Genomic DNA, 18,537 nt, shown 5'->3' with positions numbered 1-18,537 from the left:
CCGACGGCCGCGAAGCCCAGCCATCGATCAGCGCCATAGCGGCGAGACGGTCCCGGGCCGCGCGAGAGATTGACGTGCGTGCCTGCGGTCGGGCCGATCCGGCCCGGGTGCCCCGCCGTTGACCCGCGCCGGGTGGCTGTGGCAGCATTCGCGGCCAGACGGCAGTGAAGGAAGCCGGTGTGAATCCGGCGCGGTCCCGCCACTGTCACCGGGGAGCGATCCCCCCTCGTGAGTCACGGCCGTGCGTGCGCGGTTGGAAGGCCGGGGGAGAGCGTCGATCCGGGAGCCAGGATACTTCGGCCGTCGGCGAGCCCCAGGGCGTGGACACCCGAGGAGGACCCGATGCACGGCCTTTCCGCCATCGACGTTGATCGTCGTATCCGGCCGGCGCGCACCGACGCGCCGCTGACCGCTCACCCCGCCGCGCCACAGCCCGGCCGCGCCGCCGCGCTCCGGCACCGGCATGCTGCCGCCGAGGCCGCCCGCGCCGGGAACGTCGGGCCGCACCACCTCGCGGTCGTCGGGCACACCCGCGCCCTTCCTCGCTGAGTTCCGTTCCGCCGGGGTCCGCACCCGGCCGACCGTTGTGGCCGGCCGCCGTCGCTGAGCCGCCCGCCGGGCACGCGTACCCGCTGAACCCGCCGCCACCCCTGCCCGCCGCCGTGCCGCCGGGCGTCACGCTCCGGAGCCGTCCGTGCGCATCCTGCTGCTCTCCACCGCCGACACCGACCTGCTCGCCGCCCGCGCCAGCGGCGCGGACTACCGGCTGGCCAACCCCGCCCGGGTCGCCGCCGGCGCCGTGCCCGCGCTGCTCGACGGCGTCGACCTGGCCGTCGTACGCCTGCTCGGCGGGCGGCAGGCGTGGCCGGACGGCCTGGCCGCGGTGCTCGCTTCCGGCGTGCCGACGGTGGTCCTCGGCGGTGAGGCGGTGCCCGACGCGGAGCTGATGGCGGCGTCCACGGTGGCCGCCGGGGTGGCCGCCGAGGCGCTCGCGTACCTGGTGGAGGGCGGCCCGGAGAACCTCGCCGAGCTGGCCCGATTCCTCTCCGACACGGTGCTGCTCACCGGCGAGGGCTTCGCCCCGCCCGCGCCCACCCCGGCGTACGGGATCCTCGGCCCCGACCCCGGCCCGGCCGGCGCCGGCCGACCCACCGTGGGCATCGTGTTCTACCGGGCGCACGCCCTCGCCGGGAACACCGGCTTCGTCGAGACCCTCGCCGCGGCGGTCACCGCGGCCGGCGGCCACCCGCTGCCGATCTTCTGCGGGTCGCTGCGCGGTCTCGCCCCCGGCAGCGGCCCGCTGGACCTGCTCGGCCGCTGCGACGCCCTGGTCGTGACGGTCCTCGCGGCCGGCGGCACGGTCGCCGCCGACGCCTCCGGCGGGGGCGACGAGGACGCCTGGGACGTCGGCGCGCTGGCCGCCCTGGACGTGCCGGTCCTGCAGGCGCTCTGCCTGACCAGCACCCGCGACCGGTGGGCGGCCAGCGACGCCGGACTGTCCCCGCTGGACGCCGCGATGCAGGTGGCCATCCCCGAGTTCGACGGCCGGATCGTCACCGTGCCGTTCTCGTTCAAGCGGATCGACGCCGACGGGCTCTCGGTCTACCAGGCCGACCCGGAACGCGCCGCCCGGGTCGCCGGGATCGCCGTCCGGGCGGCCCGGTTGCGGCACCTGCGCAACGCCGACAAGCGGCTGGCGATCGTGCTCAGCTCCTACCCGACCAAGCACTCCCGGGTCGGCAACGCCGTCGGCCTGGACACCCCGGCCTCGGCGGTGCGCCTGCTCGCCGCGCTCGCCGAGGCCGGCTACCACCTGGGCGACGGGCCGGTGCCGGACGACGGGGACGCGCTGATCCACGCCCTGATCGCCGCCGGTGGGCACGACGTCGAGTGGCTCACCCCGGAGCAGCTCGCCGCCGCCGAGGCCCGGGTGCCCGGGGAGACGTACCGGCGGTGGTACGGCGCGGTGCCGGCGGAGCTGCGGGAGCGGATGCGGGAGCACTGGGGCGAGCCGCCGGGCACGCTCTACACCGACGGCGGCGACGTCGTCCTCGCCGGGCTGCGCTTCGGCAACGTGGTGCTGCTGATCCAGCCGCCGCGCGGCTTCGGGGAGAACCCGGTCGCCATCTACCACGACCCCGACCTGCCGCCGAGCCACCACTACCTGGCCGCGTACCGGTGGCTGGCCGCGCCGGTCAGCGACGGCGGCTTCGGCGCGGACGCCGTGGTCCACCTGGGCAAGCACGGCACCCTGGAATGGCTGCCCGGCAAGGGACTCGGGCTGGCCGCCGACTGCGCGCCCGACGCGGTCCTCGGCGACCTGCCGCTGGTCTACCCGTTCATCGTCAACGACCCCGGCGAGGGCACGCAGGCCAAGCGCCGCGCACACGCCGTCGTCGTGGACCACCTGGTGCCGCCGATGGCCCGCGCCGAGACGTACGGCGACCTGGCCAAACTCGAACAGCTGCTGGACGAGTACGCGACCGTGCAGGCCCTCGACCCGGCCAAGGCGCCCACGGTGCAACGGCAGATCTGGGACCTGGTCCGCGCCGCTGAGCTGCACCACGACCTGCACCAGGCCGAGATGCCCGGCGCCGACGACTTCGACGACTTCGTGCTGCACCTCGACGGGTACCTCTGCGAGGTCAAGGACGTGCAGATCCGCGACGGGCTGCACGTGCTCGCCGAGGCGCCCACCGGCGAGGCCCGGGTCAACCTGGTCCTCGCCGTGCTGCGCGCCCCGCAGGTGTGGGGCGGCGTCCGCGCCCTGCCCGGGCTGCGCCAGGCCCTCGCCGCCCACGCCGGCCTCGACGAGGCGGCGCTGCTCGCCGCGCCGGGCGCCCGGATCGCCGTCCCGGCGGCGCTGACCGAGGCCGTCGACGGGCCGGCCGCCACCGCCGCCGACGCCGTCGACCTGATCGAGGCCCTGGCCCGCCGGCTCGTCCTCGGCATGGAGACCCTCGGCTGGGACGAGGCCAAGGTGGACGCGGTGGTCACCGAGGTGGTCGGGGCGGCCGTGCCCGACGCCGCCGAGGTGCTGCGCTTCGCCGCCCGCGAGGTGGTGCCCCGCCTCGACCGCACCACCGACGAGATCGACCGGGTGCTCGGCGCGCTCGCCGGCCGGTTCGTCCCGCCCGGACCCTCCGGCTCACCCACCCGGGGCCTGGTCAACGTCCTGCCCACCGGGCGCAACTTCTACTCCGTGGACCCGAAGGCCATCCCCAGCCGCAACGCCTGGGACGTCGGGGTCGCCCTCGCCGACTCGCTGCTGGCCCGGCACCTCGCCGACACCGGCGCGTACCCGCGTTCGGTCGGGCTCACCGTCTGGGGCACCAGCGCCATGCGGACCCAGGGCGACGACATCGCCGAGATCCTGGCGCTGCTGGGCTGCCGTCCGGTGTGGGACGACCGGTCCCGCCGGGTCACCGGCGTCGAGGTGGTGCCCCTGGCGGAGCTGGGCCGCCCCCGGATCGACGTGACCGTCCGCATCTCCGGCTTCTTCCGGGACGCCTTCCCGCACGTCGTCGCCCTGCTCGACGACGCCGTCCGGCGGGTCGCCGCGCTCGACGAACCGGCCGAGGCCAACTACGTCAAGGCACACGTCGACACGGACGTCGCCGCGCACGGCGACGAGCGGCGGGCCACCGCGCGGATCTTCGGCTCCAAGCCGGGGGCGTACGGGGCCGGGCTGCTGCCCCTCATCGACGCCCGGAACTGGCGCACCGACGCCGACCTGGCCGAGGTGTACGCGGTCTGGGGCGGCTACGCGTACGGCCGGGGGCTGGACGGGCGGGAGGCCCGGGAGGACATGGAACGGTCCTTCGCCCGGATCGCCGTCGCGGTGAAGAACCAGGACACCCGCGAGCACGACATCGTCGACTCCGACGACTACTTCCAGTACCACGGCGGGATGGTGGCGATGGTCCGCCACCTCACCGGCGCCGCCCCCGCCGCGTACGTGGGCGACTCGGCCAGCCCGCACGACGTGCGTACCCGCACCCTCGGCGAGGAGACCCGCCGGGTGTTCCGGGCCCGGGTGGTCAACCCCCGCTGGGTCGCCGCGATGCGCCGGCACGGCTACAAGGGCGCCTTCGAACTGGCCGCCACCGTCGACTACCTGTTCGGCTACGACGCCACCGCCGGGGTCGTCGACGACTGGATGTACGAGCGGCTCGCCGAGGCGTACCTCTTCGACCCGGAGACGCGGGAGTTCCTGGAGCGGTCCAACCCGTGGGCGCTGCGCGGCATCACCGAACGCCTGCTCGAGGCCGCCGACCGGGGGCTGTGGGCCGCGCCCGAACCGGCCACCCTCGACCGGCTCCACGAGACGTACCTGGCCAGCGAGGGCGACCTGGAGGACCGGCAGTGAGCGCGAGGAGTGAGCCGGGTTTGCGAGCCCCGCAGTCGCGAACGAAGGAGGCGCAATGACGACCTATCCGTTCAGCGCGGTGCTCGGCATGGACGAGATGCGTCTCGCCCTGCTGCTCAACGCGGTCAGCCCGGCCATCGGCGGGGTGCTCGTCCGCGGTGAGAAGGGCACCGCCAAGTCCACCGCCGTGCGCGCCCTCGCCGCGCTGCTGCCCCCGGTCGACCGGGTGGGCGGTTGCCGCTTCGGCTGCGACCCCGCCATGCCCGACCCGGGCTGCCCGGACGGGCCACACCCGGCCGGTGCGCCGGCCGAGCGCCGACCGGCCCGCCTGGTCGAACTGCCGGTCGGCGCCGCCGAGGACCGGGTGGTCGGCTCGCTCGACCTGGAACGCGCCCTCGCCGAGGGGGTACGCGCCTACGAGCCCGGCCTGCTCGCCGCCGCCCACCGGGGGGTGCTCTACGTCGACGAGGTCAACCTGCTCCACGACCACCTGGTGGACCTGCTCCTCGACGCCGCCGCCATGGGCCGCTGCCACGTCGAGCGGGAGGGCGTCTCGGTCAGCCACGCCGCCCGGTTCCTGCTGGTCGGCACCATGAACCCGGAGGAGGGGGAGCTGCGCCCGCAGCTGCTCGACCGGTTCGGGCTCACCGTCGAGGTGGCCGCCAGCCGCGACCCCGCCGTACGCGCCGAGGTGGTCCGCCGCCGGCTGGCCGCCGACGCCGACCCGGCCGGCTTCGCCGCCGGCTGGGCCGGGGCGGACGCCGAGGTGGCCCGCCGGGTCGCCGCCGCCCGGGACCGGCTGCCCCGGGTGGTGCTGCCCGACGCGGCGCTGCGGCAGATCGCCGAGGTCTGCGCCGCCTTCGACGTGGACGGCATGCGCGCCGACATCGTCACCGCCCGCACTGCCGCCGCGCACGCCGCCTGGCAGGGCCGGGACCGGGTGGACGCCGAGGACGTCCGGGTCGCCGCCCGGCTCGCCCTGCCGCACCGCCGTCGCCGGGACCCGTTCGACACTCCCGGCCTGGACGAGGAACGCCTCGACGAGGCGCTGCGCCGGGCCCGCGACGCCCACCCCGACGACGACCCGGACGACGGCGCCGGTGGCCCGGGCCCGGACGGCGGCCCCGGTGGAGGCGGTCCGGCGGGCGGGCCTGGCGGCGGGCGCGGCCGGGGCGGTACGGCCCGCGGCGACGGTGCCGACCCGGCGGCGGGCGGCGACGGCCGTGACCCGGCGGGGCAGCCGGATCCGCGGCGCGCCGGGGGCCGTGCCCGGGACGGTGACCGCTGGCCGGTCAACGGGAGCGATGACCGGTTCGCCGCCGACAACGGGCTCGGCGGAGACGACGGGTGCCAGCCCGGCGGGGCCGGCGACCGATCGGACCGTGCCGACGACCTCCTCGACGGTGACCTGCGGTCCGGCGCCGACGAGGGCCGCACCGACGACGACGGAGCCGGTGCGGCCGACGGGGGGTCGAGGCGGCGCGGCAACCGGGGTGCCGGGAACACCGGGCCGTGCCCGACCGCGACGGGAGACATCGACCGGTCCGCCGCGCCGGGGGGCACGACCGCCGTACCCGAGCGGGGGCTGCGGGCGCGACTGTTCACCGCGCCCGGGGTGGGCGAGGGGGTGCCGGGCCGGCGTTCCCGGGCGCGCACCGGGCGGGGCCGGACCACCGGGGCACGCCGCCCGCTCGCCGGCCGGGCCGGGGCGCTGCACCTGCCGGCCACCGTCCGGGCCGCCGCCCCGCACCAGGCAGCGCGGGGCCGGGCCGGCGGGCCGCTGCGGCTGCATCGGGACGACCTGCGCGAGGCCGTCCGCGAGGGACGCGAGGGGAACCTCGTCCTGTTCGTGGTGGACGCGAGCGGGTCGATGGGCGCCCGGCAGCGGATGGGCGCTGTCAAGGGCGCGGTGCTCGCCCTGCTCACCGACGCGTACCAGCGGCGGGACAAGGTGGCCGTGGTCGCCTTCCGGGGCGCCGGGGCGCAGACCCTGCTCCCGGCCACCTCCTCGGTGCTCGCCGCCTCGGCCCGGCTGGCCGAGCTGCCCACCGGCGGGCGTACCCCGCTCGCCGAGGGGCTGCTCGCGGCGGCCGAGCTGCTCCGCGTGGAGCGGCTGCGCGATCCGAAGCGGCGCCCCCTCGTCCTGGTCGTCACCGACGGCCGGGCCACCGCCGGACCCCGCCCGCTCGACCGGGCCGCCCGGGCGGCCGCCGTGCTCGCCGCGACCGGCGCCGCCTGCGTCGTCGTCGACTGCGAATCCGGCCCCGTCCGCCTCCACCTGGCGGCCCGCCTAGCCACCCACCTGCACGCCCCCCTCCACCCCCTCACCTCCCTCACCTCCCTCGTCTCCCTCACCCCACCCACCCCTTCCGGGCGATCTTGCAGTTGTGGTGGGGACAAGTCGGGTGGAGACGGGCGTAACGGCAACCACAAGTGCAAGATCGCGCAAGCAAGGAGCGTCGCCTGATGCCGCAGGGGAAGCCGACTCATGTGCCCGAGGACGGGCTGACCACCCGGCAGCGGCGGAACCGGCCGCTGCTGATCGTCTACACCGGACAGATGAAGGGGAAGTCGACCGCGGCGTTCGGGCTGGCGTTGCGGGCCTGGACGGCCGGGCTGCCGATCGGGGTGTTCCAGTTCGTCAAGAGCGCCAAGTGGCGGGTGGGGGAGGAGAACGCCTTCCGCGCCCTCGGCGAGCTGCACGCCCGCACCGGCCAGGGCGCCCCGGTGACCTGGCACAAGATGGGCGAGGGCTGGTCCTGGATCCAGCGCGGCGGCGTGGCCGACCACGCGGCCGACGCGCGGGAGGGCTGGCGGCAGATCCAGCGTGACCTGGCCGCCGAGCGCCACGGCCTGTACGTGCTGGACGAGTTCACCTACCCCATGACCTGGGGCTGGGTGGACGTCGACGAGGTGGTCGACACCCTGGTCCACCGGCCCGGCTTCCAGCACGTGGTGATCACCGGCCGCAACGCCGACCCGCGGCTGGTCGAGGCCGCCGACCTGGTCGCCGAGCTGACCAAGGTGAAGCACCCGATGGACGCCGGCCAGAAGGGCCAGAAGGGCATCGAGTGGTGACCCCCGTCGCGCTGCCCCGGCTGGTCGTCGCCGCCCCGGCCAGCGGGCACGGCAAGACCACGGTGGCCACCGGGCTGCTCGCCGCGCTGCGCCGCCGGGGCCTGACCGTCAGCCCGCACAAGGTCGGCCCCGACTACATCGACCCCGGCTACCACGCGCTCGCCGCCGGCCGTCCCGGCCGCAACCTCGACCCGTGGCTGGTCGGCCCGGACCGGATCGCCCCGCTGCTGCGGCACGGCACGAGCGTCCCCACGCCCGCCGACGTCGCCGTGGTCGAGGGCGTGATGGGACTGCACGACGGCGCGGTCGGGCACCGGGCGTACGCGTCCACCGCGCACGTCGCCGCCCTCATCGACGCGCCCGTGCTGCTGGTCCTGGACACCACCGCGCAGGGCCGCTCGGCCGCCGCGCTGGTGCTCGGCATGCGGGCCTTCGACCCCGCGGTACGGATCGGCGGGGTGATCCTCAACCGGGTCGGCTCGCCCCGGCACGAGACCCTGCTGCGCGACGCGCTCGCCGAGGTGGGCGTACCGGTGCTGGGGGCGGTCACCCGGGCCGCCGAGGTGACCGCGCCGTCCCGCCACCTCGGGCTGGTGCCGGTCGCCGAACGCGCGCCCGAATCGGTCGCCGTGGTCGAGGCGCTCGCCGACCTGGTCCGGTCCACCGTGGACCTAGACGCCGTGCTCGACCTGGCCCGGAGCGCGCCGCCGCTGACCGCGCCCGCCTGGGACCCGACCGCCGCCGTCGGCGGCCCCGCCGGCGCCGCCCGCCCGGTCGTCGCCGTCGCCGGCGGTCCGGCCTTCACCTTCTCGTACGCGGAGACCACCGAGCTGCTCACCGCGGCCGGCGCGGACGTGGTGACCGTGGACCCGCTGCGCGACCCGGCCCTGCCGCCCGGCACCCGGGCCGTGCTGGTCGGCGGCGGCTTCCCCGAGGTGCACGCCGACGCCCTGGCCGGCAACACCGCGCTGCGCGCCGAGCTGGCCGACTTCGACGGTCCGGTCGTCGCCGAGTGCGCCGGCCTGCTCTACCTCGGCCGCTCCCTCGACGGGGTGCCGATGTGCGGGCGGCTCGACCACACCGCCCGGATGACCGGCCGGCTCACGCTCGGCTACCGGGACGCGGTGGCCGCCGCCGACTCCCCGGTGCACCGTGCCGGCGACCCGGTACGCGGACACGAGTTCCACCGCACCGTCACCGACCCCGGGCACGGGGACCGGCCGGCGTGGCGCTGGGACGGCGCCGCCCACGGTTTCGTCGCCGGCCGGGTGCACGCCTCCTACCTGCACACTCACTGGGCCGGCCAGCCGGCGGCGGCCCGCCGGCTCGTCGAGGCGGCGAGCCGGTGAGCGCGACCCTGACCGGTGTGGGCGTCGGCCCCGGCGACCCGGAACTGCTGACGTTGAAGGCGGCACGACTGCTCGGCACGGCGGACGTCGTCTTCGTGCCGGTGCTGGACCGCCCGGACGGCGCGACCGGGCCGGGCCGGGCGGAGGCGACCGTACGCGGGCACGTGGCCCCGGACCGGCTGCGCCGGCTGCCGTTCGCCCTCGACGACCGGGGCGGGGTGACCGCCCGCCGGGAGGCGGCCTGGGACGCCGCCGCGGCGGCCGTGGTGGCCGCCTTCGACGGCGGGGCCCGGGCGGTCGCCTTCGCCACCATCGGCGACCCGAACGTCTACTCCACCTTCGGCTACCTGGCCCACGGGGTACGCGGGCGACGGCCGGACGTCGCGGTCCGCACCGTTCCCGGGATCACCGCCATGCAGGAGCTGGCCTCCCGGGCCGGCGTGCCGCTCTGCGAGGGCCGCGAGCCGCTGACCCTGCTGCCCGCCACCGCCGGTCTCGCGCCGGTCGCCGACGCGCTCGCCGGGGACGGGACCGTCGTGGTCTACAAGGGCTGGCGCCGCCATCCCGACCTGGTCCGCGAGCTGCGTCGGCAGGGCCGGCACGGCGACGCCCTGCTCGGCCGCGCCCTCGGCTTGCCGGACGAGTGGATCGGGCCGGTGGACGACCATGCCGACGACCTGCCGTACCTGTCGACGCTGCTGGTCCCGGCCCGCCGGGACCGCCGGGGAGGAAAGCTGTGACCGCCGCCGGAAAGGTGTGGTTCGTCGGGGCCGGTCCGGGCGCCGCCGACCTGCTCACCCTGCGCGCCGCCCGGGTGATCGCCGAGGCCGACGTGGTGATCTGGGCGGCCAGCCTGGTCCACGCCGACGTGCTCGCCCACGCCCGCGCCGATGCCGAGATCGTCGACTCCTCGCGACTGCCCGTCGAGGGGGTGCTGCCGCTCTACCAGCGGGCCGCCGCGCGGGGGCTGACCGTGGCCCGGATCCACTCCGGCGACCCGGCGCTCTGGGGCGCGGTGCAGGAGCAGCTCGACCTGTGCCGGGCGCTCGGCCTGGCCGTGGAGATCGTCCCCGGGGTTTCCTCGTTCACGGCCGTCGCCGCGCGCGTCGGGCGGGAGCTGACCATCCCCGAGGTGGCGCAGTCGGTGATCCTCACCCGCCTGGAGGGCGGGAAGACGCCGATGCCGCCGGGGGAGCGGGTCCGCGACTTCGCCCGGCACGGCACCACCATGGCGCTCTTCCTCTCCGCCGCCCGCTCCGGCCAGGCGCAGGCGGAGCTGCTGGCCGGCGGCTACCCGCCGGACACCCCGGTGGTGGTCGCGTACCAGGCGACCTGGCCGGACGAGCTGGTGGTCCGGTGCACCCTCGGCGAGCTGGCGGACACGGTCCGGGCGCACAAGCTCTGGAAGCAAACCCTGTTCCTGGTCGGGCCGGCGCTCGCCGCCACCGGCACCCGCTCGCACCTCTACCACCCCGGCCACTTCCACACCTACCGCCGGGCCGAGCCGGCCGCCCGCGCCGACCTGCGTCGCGCCCGCGCCGCCGCCGATCCGGCCGCCGGCCGTGCCCTCCCGCCCGCCGATTCCGCCGTCGATCCCGCCGTCGACCCGGCCGGCGGCCGCGCCGGGGACGGCCGATGACGTACGCCGAGCCGCCGCTGCGCGAGCCGGACCTGCCACGCACCGCGAAGGTCCGGCCGACCGCGCTGCGCACCGGCTGGACCACCGGCGCCTGCGCCACCGCGGCGGCCAAGGCGGCGGTGACCGCGCTGGTCACCGGGGTGCCGCAGCGGGAGGTGGAGATCGGGCTGCCGGCCGGCCGGCGGGTCACCTTCGCGGTGGCCCGGTGCGACCTGGAACCGGCCCGGCGGGCCGAGGCGGTGGTGGTGAAGGACGCCGGGGACGACCCGGACGTCACTCACGGCGCCGAACTGACCGCCACCGTCGACTGGCGCGACCAGCCCGGGCTGCGGCTGGACGGCGGGCCGGGCGTCGGCACGGTCACCAGGCCGGGGCTGGGCCTGCCGGTGGGCGGGCCGGCCATCAACGAGACCCCGCGCCGCATGATCGGCCAGGCCGTCGCCGAGGTGGTCGACCTGACCGAGGTCGGCGTCCGTGTGGTGATCAGCGTGCCGCGCGGCGAGATCATGGCCCGCAAGACCACCAACCGGCGGCTCGGCATCCTCGGCGGCATCTCCATCCTCGGCACCACCGGGATCGTCCGGCCCTTCTCCACCGCCTCCTGGCGAGCCAGCGTGGTGCAGGCGGTGCACGTGATGGCCGCCCAGGGGGAGCGGACCGTGGTGCTCTGCACCGGCGGGCGGACCGAGCGGGCCGCCCGCGCGCTCCGGCCCGACCTGCCCGAGGTGTGCTTCGTTGAGGTCGGCGACTTCACCGGGGCGGCCGTGACCGCCGCCGTCGGCGACGGGATGACCGGGGTGGTCTTCGTCGGCATGGCGGGCAAGCTCGCCAAGCTCGCCGCCGGCATCCTGATGACCCACTACACCCGGTCGAAGGTGGACCTGTCGCTGCTCGGTGCCGTCACCGCCGAGGCCGGTGGCGCCCCCGACCTGGTCGCGGCGGTCGCCGCCGGCAACACCGGGCGGCACGCGTACGAGCTGTGGGAGGCCGCCGGGCTGCTCGGGCCGGCCGGGGACGTGCTCTGCCGCCGGGTCCGCCAGGTGCTGCGCCGGTTCGCCGGCCACGCCGTCACGGTGGACGTGGCCATGGTGGACTTCGCCGGCTCCCGGGTCGTCGCCTCCTCGGGCCGGTGGGCCGCATGACACTCCCGCCGTTTGGTCCCGTCCGTCCCGGCCGTCCCGTGGCGCTCGGTCCCGCCGCTGATCGGCACACCACTTCTGGGCGATATGACGCTGAGACATATTTATGTCTGAGAGACATATCGCTCACCGGCGGTGTGGCGACCACGACGCGGGAGGATCGCGCCGCCGGCGAGGTGCCTACCACGGCGCGGGGGGATCGCTCTGCCGGCGACGTGTCGTCCGTCCGCAGCCGGCGGACGCCGAACTACCCGGGGATGCCGCCGGCCCGCTCGGTGGCGGGGAGGCCGGCGGGTCGGTCCGCCGACGACTCGCCGCGCACCCGAAAACGGGAGAGTCCGTACCCCGCGCAGCCGACAGGGGCCACGGACGCCACGGTGGAGGTGGCGGACGTCGCTCCGGCCGGCGCGACGTCGGTGCCATCCGCTGCGGTCCGGGTGACCGTAGGGGGGATGGACGCCGCCGGGCGGCCGGCCCATCCCGCGCTGGCCGAGGCCCTCGCCGGGGCGGGGCTGGTGGTGGGCGCGGCCCGGCACCTGGCCGCCGTGCCCGTGCCGGCCGGCTGTGCCACCGTCGTGCTCGGACCAGTCGCGCCCGCGCTCGACCGGCTCGCCGCCGCCGTCGCGGCCGGCGTCCCGGCCGTCGTGCTGGCCAGCGGCGACCCCGGGTTCTTCGGCATCGTCCGCCGGTTGCGGGCGGCCGGCCTGCCGGTCCGGGTGCTGCCCGCCGTCTCCAGCGTCGCCGCCGCCTTCGCCCGCGCCGGCCTGCCCTGGGAGGGGGCGGCCGTGGTCAGCGCGCACGGGCGGGACCTGCGGCCGGCGCTCAACGCCTGCCGGGCGTTGCCCGCCGTCGCGGTGCTCACCGCGCCCGGCGCCGGGGCGGCCGAACTCGGCGCCGGCCTGGTCGGCTGGTCCCGTCAGCTGGTCGTGGCCGAACACCTCGGCACCCCGGACGAGCGGGTCACCTGGACCACCCCGGGACAGGCCGCCGCGACGGCCTGGCCGGACCCGCACGTCGTGCTCAGCCTGGCCCCGGACACCGGGTGGGGGATACGTGCCGACAACCAGCCCGCCGCCGCGCCCGCCGCCGGCTGGGCCCTGCCCGAGTCCGCGTACGCCCACCGGGACTCGATGATCACGAAGGCGGAGGTGCGCGCCCTCGCGGTGGCCCGGCTGCGTCCCCGCCTCGGCCGGCTGATCTGGGACGTCGGCGCCGGCAGCGGCTCGGTCGGCGTCGAGTGTGCCCTGCTCGGCGCGGCGGTGATCGCCGTCGAGCGGGACCCGGACGCCCCGATCCGGGTCAACGCCGCCCGGCACGGGGTCGACGTCCGGGTGGTGACCGGCGTGGCCCCGGCCGCCCTCGCCGAGCTGCCCGAGCCGGACGCCGTCTTCGTCGGCGGGGGCGGCGTCGAGGTGCTGGCCGCCGTGGCGGACCGCCGCCCCGCCCGGGTGGTGGCCACCCTCGCCGCGCTCGACCGGGTCGCCCCGGCCGTCCACCTGCTGCGGGAGGCCGGGTACGCGGTCGAGGGCAGCCAGCTCGCCGCCGCCCGCCTCGCCGACCTGCCCGGCGGCTCCCTGCGGCTCGCCGCGACCAACCCGGTGGTGGTGCTCACCGGGGAACTGCCGTCCACCTGGGAGAAGCCATGACCACGATCGGGCTCGTCGCCGCCACCGCCGCCGGCCGGCGGCACGCCGGAACGCTCGCCGCCGCCTGGCCGTCCGCCCGGCTGGTCGAGGCGGAGACCGCCGCCGACGCGCTGCGCGCCGCCTGGACCGGGTGCGACGCGGTGGTGGCGTTCCTGGCCACCGGCGCGGTGGTCCGGATCCTCGCCCCGCTGCTCGGCGACAAGCGCACCGACCCGGCCGTGGTGGTGGTCGACGAGGCGGCCCGGCACGCCGTGGCCCTGCTCGGCGGGCACGCGGGCGGCGCGAACGCGCTCGCCGCCGACGTCGCCGCGCTGCTGGACGCCCGGCCGGTGGTGACCACCGCCACCGACGCGGTCGGGCTGCCCGGCCTGGACACCCTCGGCTGGCCGGTGGAGGGCGCGGTGCCCGCGGTGTCCCGGGCCATCCTCGACGGCGAGCCGGTCCTGCTGGTCGCCGACGCCACCTGGCCGTTGCCCGCCCTGCCGCCGAACGTCCACGTCCGGACCGCCCCGCCGCCCGCCGACGCCGGCCCGCCGGTGACGGACGGCCCGCCGGGCGCGGACGGCCCGGGCGCCCAGGCCGACGGCCCGGGCTGGCGGATCCTGGTCACCGACCGGGTCGTCCCGCTCGACGACCGGACCGTGGTGCTGCGGCCGCCGTCGCTGGTCGCCGGGATCGGCTCCAGCCGGGGCGTCCCCGCCGCCGAGGTGACCGGCCTGCTGCGCCGGGTGCTCGCCGACGCCGGCCTCAGCCCGGCCAGCCTGCGCTGCCTGGCCAGCGTGGACCTGAAGGCCGACGAGGCGGGCATCCGCGCCACCGCCGAGGCGTACCGCGTACCCCTGGAAACCTGGCCGGCGGCGGAGCTGGCGGCGGTCGACGTGCCGCACCCGAGCGAGGTGGTCCGCGCGGTGGTGGGCACGCCGAGCGTCGCGGAGGCCGCGGCGCTGCGCGGCGGCGGCGCCCTGCTGGTGCCGAAGACCGCCTCGGCGATGGCCACCGTCGCGGTGGCCCGGCACGCCCCGCGCGGCCGGCTCGCCCTGGTCGGGCTCGGCCCGGGCGCCGCCGACCTGCGCACCCCGCGCGCGGTGGCCGAGCTGCGCCGGGCCGCCGTGGTCGTCGGCCTCGACCAGTACGTCGACCAGGTCCGTGACCTGCTCCGCCCGGGCACCCGGGTGCTGGCCAGCGGTCTCGGCGCGGAGGAGGAACGGGCCCGGGCCGCCGTCGCCGAGGCCACCACCGGGCACGCCGTCGCCCTGGTCGGCTCCGGCGACGCCGGGGTGTACGCGATGGCCAGCCCCGCCCTGGAGGGCGCCGACGAGCGGATCGACGTGGTGGGGGTGCCCGGGGTGACCGCCGGCCTCGCCGCGTCCGCGCTGCTCGGCGCGCCGCTCGGGCACGACCACGTCTACCTGAGCCTGTCCGACCTGCACACCCCGTGGCCGGTGATCGAACGGCGGGTGGCCGCCGCGGCCGAGGCCGACTTCGTGGCGCTGCTCTACAACCCGCGCAGCCGGAGCCGGGACTGGCAGCTCGGCGCGGCGCTGCGGACGTTCGCCGCGCACCGGCCGGAGCACACCCCGGTCGGCGTGGTCCGCAACGCCAGCCGGACCGGGGAGCGGGTGCACCTGGCCACCCTGGCCACCCTCGACCCCGCGCTGGTCGACATGTACAGCGTGGTCGTCGTCGGCAGCTCGCAGACCCGGATCGTCGCCGGCCGGATGGTCACCCCCAGGGGCTACCGGTGGCGGGCGTGACCGCCGCACCGGTGGCCATCGGTCCCTGCCAGGGCTGCGGCGCCTGCCTGCTCACCTGCCCGACGCACGCCATCCGGCCCACTCCCGCCGGCCTGCGGGTCACCGACCGGTGCACCGGCTGCCTGGAGTGCCTGGAGATCTGCCCCGTGGACGCGATCCGCGTCGACCCCGAACCCCGAGGAGAGCGATGACCTCCATCCCGACCGCCGCCGCGCCGCCCACCGGCCGGTGGAGCCGCGCCGAGCGGGCCCGCCTCGGCGGCATCGTCTGCGCGGTCGCCGCGCTGCACGTCGCCGGCGTCAGCCTCTACCTGTACTGGAACCACCAGCCGGCGGCGGCCGGCGGGCTGGCCGGCGCCGGCACCCTCGCGTACGCGCTGGGGGTGCGGCACGCCTTCGACGCCGACCACATCGCCGCCATCGACGACACCACCCGGCTGATGCTGCTGCGCGGCCGGCGCCCGGTCGGCGTGGGCTTCTTCTTCGCCCTCGGGCACAGCGCCGTGGTGCTGCTGCTCGCCCTGGTCGTCGGGCTCGCCTCCACCCGGCTGAGCGACAGCGGGCTGGCCGGGTTCCGCGAGCTCGGCGCGACCGTGGCCGCGATCACCGCCAGCGGCTTCCTGCTCCTGGTGGCCGTGCTCAACGCGGCCGTGCTGGCCGGCCTGGCGCGGCTGTGGCGGCGGCTGCGGGCCGGCGACCTGGACGAGTCCGAACTGGACCTGCTGATGCTCAACCGGGGGCTGGTGAACCGGATCCTCGGCGCGCGGGCGCGTACCCTGGTCCGGTCCTCCTGGCACATGGCTCCGGTCGGGTTCCTGTTCGGGCTGGGCCTGGAGACGGCCAGCGAGGTGACCCTGCTGGCGCTGTCGGCCAGCACCGCCTCGGCCGGGAAGCTGCCGGTGCTGGCCCTGCTCACCCTGCCGCTGCTCTTCGCCGCCGGGATGTCCGCCCTGGACACCGCGGACAGCCTGTTGATGAGCCGTGCCTACTCGTGGGCGTACCGGCAGCCGGCCCGGCGGCTCTGGTACAACCTGGCCACCACCGGGATGACCGTGCTGGTCGGCGGCCTGGTCGCCAGCGTCTACCTGGCCGGGCTGCTCGCCGACCACCTCGGCGTCACCGCGCTGGCCGGGTACGCCGCCATCGCCGACCACTTCGAGCAGCTCGGCTACGCCGTGGTGGCGCTCTTCGCGCTCGCCTGGGGCGGTGCCGTCGTCCTCTGGCGGCTGCGCGGTCACGACCGCCGCTACGGCCAGGTGGGCTGATGCGGATCGTGCACCCGATCGAGGCGGAGTCGTACCGGATCCTGCGGGAGCGGGTGGACCTGTCCCACCTGCCGCCGCTGACCCGGGCGGTCACCGAGCGGGTGGTGCACGCCAGCGCCGACCTCGACTACGTCACCGACCTGGTCTGCGACGAGAACGGGCTCGCCGCCGGGCTGGCCGCCCTGCGCGCCGGGGCGCCGATCGTCACCGACGTGTGGATGGTCGCCGCCGGCATCACCCAGGGCGGCCGCCCGCTCGTCTGCCCGGTCGCCGAGCCGGCCGCCGCCGAGCTGGCCCGCGCCGCCGGCCTCACCCGCTCCGCGGCGGCGGTCCGGATCGCGTACGACCGGGTCGGCCCCGGCGCGGTCTGGGTGGTCGGCTGCGCCCCGACCGCGCTGGTCGAGCTGATCGACCTCGACGTCGCCCCGGCGCTGGTGGTGGGCCTGCCGGTGGGTTTCGTCGGCGCCGCCGAGGCCAAGGCGGCGCTGCGGGCCGCCGGCCTGCCCGCCGTGTCCAACGTGGGGGAGAAGGGCGGCTCGGCCGTCGCCGCCGCCGCGCTCAACGCCCTGCTCTACCTGGAGGAGAAGTGATGGACCGCCGCCCGCTGCTGATCGTCGGGCACGGCACCCGCAGCGCGACCGGGGTGGCCCAGTTCGCCGCGCTCGTCGCGCGGATCCGCCGCCGCGGCGTCGTCGACGACGCCGAGGGCGGCTTCATCGAGCTGTCCCGCCCACCGCTCACCGACGCGGTCGGCGCGCTGGTCGGGCGGGGCCACCGCCGGCTGGTCGCGCTGCCGCTGGTGCTCGCCGCCGCCGGGCACGGCAAGGGCGACATTCCCGCCGCCCTGGCCCGGGAGAAGCGGCGTCACCCCGGCCTGCGGTACGCGTACGGCCGGCCGCTCGGGCCGCACCCGCTGCTGCAGGAGGTGCTGGCGGAGCGGATCGACGCGGCGTTGGACGGCGCGGACCGGGCCGACACCTGGGTGGCCCTGATCGGGCGCGGCTCCTCCGACCCGGACGCCAACGCCGAGGTCACCAAGGTGGCCCGGCTGCTCTGGGAGGGGCGCGGCTACGCCGGCGTCGAACCGGGCTTCGTCTCCCTCGCCGAGCCGTCCGTGCCGGCGGTGCTGGAACGGCTGCGCCGGCTGGGCGCCCGGCGGATCGTGGTCGCCCCGTACTTCCTGTTCGCCGGGGTGCTGCCGGACCGGATCGGCGCGCAGGCCCGGGAGTTCGCGGCCGACCATCCCGGCCTGGACGTGCGGGTGGCCGACGTGATCGGCGACTGCGACGCGCTGGCCGACCTGGTGCTGGAACGGTACGCCGAGGCGCTGCGCGGGGACATCCGGATGAACTGCGACACCTGCGCGTACCGGGTGCCGCTGCCCGGATTCGTCGACAAGGTGGGCCGGCCGCAGACCCCGCACCATCACCCGGACGACCCGGCGGACGGGCCTGGCCACCACCACCATCACCCCGGGGACCACCACCACCAGCCGGCGCTGCGCCCCGGCCAGGTCGCCGTGGTGGGCGGCGGCCCCGGCCCGGACGACCTGATCACCGTGCGCGGCAAGGCGCTGCTCGACGCCGCGGACGTGGTGGTGGCCGACCGGCTCGCCCCGGCCGGGCTGCTGCGCGGGCTGCGTCCCGGCGTGCTGGTGGTCGACGCGGCGAAGGTGCCCCGGGGGCCGTCGATGGCGCAGGACGCCATCAACGACGCGCTGATCCGGCACGCCCGGGCCGGCAAGCGGGTGGTCCGGCTCAAGGGCGGCGACCCGTACGTCTTCGGGCGCGGCCACGAGGAGGTCCTCGCCTGCGCGGCGGCCGGGGTGGAGACCGTGCTGGTGCCGGGGGTGAGCAGCGCGGTCGCCGCGCCGGCCCTGGCCGGGGTGCCGGTGACCCACCGGGGCGTCGCCCACGACGTCACGGTGGTCTCCGGGCACCTGCCGCCCGGGCACCCGGATTCGCTGGTCGACTGGGCGGCGCTGGCCCGCGCCCGGGGCACGGTGGTGCTGCTGATGGCGGTGGAGACGATCGCGAAGATCGCGGCGGCGCTGGTCGAGCACGGCCGCGCCCCGGACACCCCGGTGCTGGTGGTGCGGGACGCCGGTCACCCCGACCAGCGGGCGTGGTCGTCCCGGCTGGACGAGGTGGGTGCGCTGGCCGCCCGGGAGGACGTCCGCCCGCCGGCGGTCTTCGTCGTGGGGCCGGTCGTCGGCCTGCGCGGCGCACCGGTGGGTCCGGCCGGCCCGGTTCCGTAGTCCGGGCCGGCCGCCCCCAGGGCGGGTGGGCGGCCGCACATC

The 18,537-nt window shown here is 77.4% G+C and carries 12 protein-coding genes, 2 pseudogenes and 1 riboswitch; all 14 genes and pseudogenes read left to right on the top strand.

All coding sequences use genetic code 11. The features are described from left to right. Window positions 1-167: 167 nt before the first annotated feature. A riboswitch (cobalamin riboswitch) is annotated at window positions 168-297 on the top strand. Between the two features lie 45 nt (window positions 298-342). The 14 genes and pseudogenes from ACGFI9_RS01985 to cobA all read left to right on the top strand — a co-directional run bounded on the left by ACGFI9_RS01985 (window position 343) and on the right by cobA (window position 18,495). After that, window positions 343-549, top strand: a complete 207-nt coding sequence (locus ACGFI9_RS01985) for a hypothetical protein (RefSeq protein WP_393173860.1) — start codon at window positions 343-345, stop codon at window positions 547-549. Window positions 550-694: 145 nt separating this feature from the next. Continuing rightward, a complete protein-coding gene (cobN, locus tag ACGFI9_RS01980; RefSeq protein ID WP_393173858.1) occupies window positions 695-4,369 on the top strand; it encodes a cobaltochelatase subunit CobN in 3,675 nt (1,224 codons plus the stop codon). After that, a pseudogene (locus ACGFI9_RS01975) lies at window positions 4,366-6,710 on the top strand (VWA domain-containing protein); the annotation flags it as partial. The gene cobN and the pseudogene ACGFI9_RS01975, both read left to right, overlap by 4 nt. A 125-nt stretch (window positions 6,711-6,835) precedes the next feature. Further along, entirely contained in the window at window positions 6,836-7,447 is a 612-nt protein-coding gene (cobO, locus tag ACGFI9_RS01970) for a cob(I)yrinic acid a,c-diamide adenosyltransferase (RefSeq protein ID WP_393173856.1), read from the top strand. After that, a complete protein-coding gene (locus ACGFI9_RS01965) occupies window positions 7,441-8,796 on the top strand; it encodes a cobyrinate a,c-diamide synthase (protein WP_393173854.1) in 1,356 nt (451 codons plus the stop codon). The genes cobO and ACGFI9_RS01965 overlap by 7 nt, the downstream gene beginning before the upstream one ends. Then, window positions 8,793-9,536, top strand: coding sequence for a precorrin-2 C(20)-methyltransferase (gene cobI / locus ACGFI9_RS01960; protein WP_393173852.1), 744 nt, complete (start codon window positions 8,793-8,795; stop codon window positions 9,534-9,536). Before ACGFI9_RS01965 ends, cobI begins: the two co-directional genes overlap by 4 nt. Next, a complete protein-coding gene (gene cobM / locus ACGFI9_RS01955; RefSeq protein ID WP_393173850.1) occupies window positions 9,533-10,435 on the top strand; it encodes a precorrin-4 C(11)-methyltransferase in 903 nt (300 codons plus the stop codon). The genes cobI and cobM overlap by 4 nt, the downstream gene beginning before the upstream one ends. Further along, entirely contained in the window at window positions 10,432-11,577 is a 1,146-nt protein-coding gene (locus ACGFI9_RS01950; protein WP_393173848.1) for a cobalt-precorrin-5B (C(1))-methyltransferase, read from the top strand. Before cobM ends, ACGFI9_RS01950 begins: the two co-directional genes overlap by 4 nt. Window positions 11,578-11,951: 374 nt before the next feature. Further along, window positions 11,952-13,220, top strand: coding sequence for a precorrin-6y C5,15-methyltransferase (decarboxylating) subunit CbiE (gene cbiE, locus ACGFI9_RS01945; protein WP_393173846.1), 1,269 nt, complete (start codon window positions 11,952-11,954; stop codon window positions 13,218-13,220). Further along, on the top strand, window positions 13,217-14,974 hold the full coding sequence (gene cobJ, locus ACGFI9_RS01940) for a precorrin-3B C(17)-methyltransferase (RefSeq protein WP_393173844.1): 1,758 nt from the start codon (window positions 13,217-13,219) through the stop codon (window positions 14,972-14,974). Before cbiE ends, cobJ begins: the two co-directional genes overlap by 4 nt. Next, window positions 14,962-15,135, top strand: a pseudogene (locus ACGFI9_RS01935) (4Fe-4S binding protein); the annotation flags it as partial. The gene cobJ and the pseudogene ACGFI9_RS01935, both read left to right, overlap by 13 nt. A 26-nt stretch (window positions 15,136-15,161) precedes the next feature. After that, complete coding sequence (locus ACGFI9_RS01930; RefSeq protein WP_393173842.1) at window positions 15,162-16,238, top strand: HoxN/HupN/NixA family nickel/cobalt transporter; 1,077 nt, start codon at window positions 15,162-15,164, stop codon at window positions 16,236-16,238. Beyond that, the gene (locus ACGFI9_RS01925) at window positions 16,235-16,828 is read left to right on the top strand and encodes a precorrin-8X methylmutase (protein ID WP_393175199.1); all 594 of its coding nucleotides are present in this window, start codon (window positions 16,235-16,237) and stop codon (window positions 16,826-16,828) included. The genes ACGFI9_RS01930 and ACGFI9_RS01925 overlap by 4 nt, the downstream gene beginning before the upstream one ends. Continuing rightward, window positions 16,828-18,495, top strand: a complete 1,668-nt coding sequence (gene cobA / locus ACGFI9_RS01920; protein WP_393173840.1) for a uroporphyrinogen-III C-methyltransferase — start codon at window positions 16,828-16,830, stop codon at window positions 18,493-18,495. The genes ACGFI9_RS01925 and cobA overlap by 1 nt, the downstream gene beginning before the upstream one ends. Window positions 18,496-18,537: the final 42 nt, after the last annotated feature.

Origin of the sequence: Micromonospora sp. NPDC048930 (assembly GCF_043197935.1) — a bacterium.
Lineage (GTDB): Bacteria > Actinomycetota > Actinomycetes > Mycobacteriales > Micromonosporaceae > Micromonospora.
Note: the sequence above shows the minus strand (reverse complement) of the source record. Positions and strands in the feature narration are given on the sequence as shown.

Bases quoted from the DNA above. Each gene is read 5' to 3' on its own strand.
- cobO (WP_393173856.1), top strand. From the start codon at position 6,836: ATGCCGCAGGGGAAGCCGACTCATGTGCCCGAGGACGGGCTGACCACC.
- cobA (WP_393173840.1), top strand. From the start codon at position 16,828: ATGGACCGCCGCCCGCTGCTGATCGTCGGGCACGGCACCCGCAGCGCG.
- cobJ (WP_393173844.1), top strand. From the start codon at position 13,217: ATGACCACGATCGGGCTCGTCGCCGCCACCGCCGCCGGCCGGCGGCAC.
- ACGFI9_RS01985 (WP_393173860.1), top strand. From the start codon at position 343: ATGCACGGCCTTTCCGCCATCGACGTTGATCGTCGTATCCGGCCGGCG.
- ACGFI9_RS01930 (WP_393173842.1), top strand. From the start codon at position 15,162: ATGACCTCCATCCCGACCGCCGCCGCGCCGCCCACCGGCCGGTGGAGC.
- ACGFI9_RS01950 (WP_393173848.1), top strand. From the start codon at position 10,432: ATGACGTACGCCGAGCCGCCGCTGCGCGAGCCGGACCTGCCACGCACC.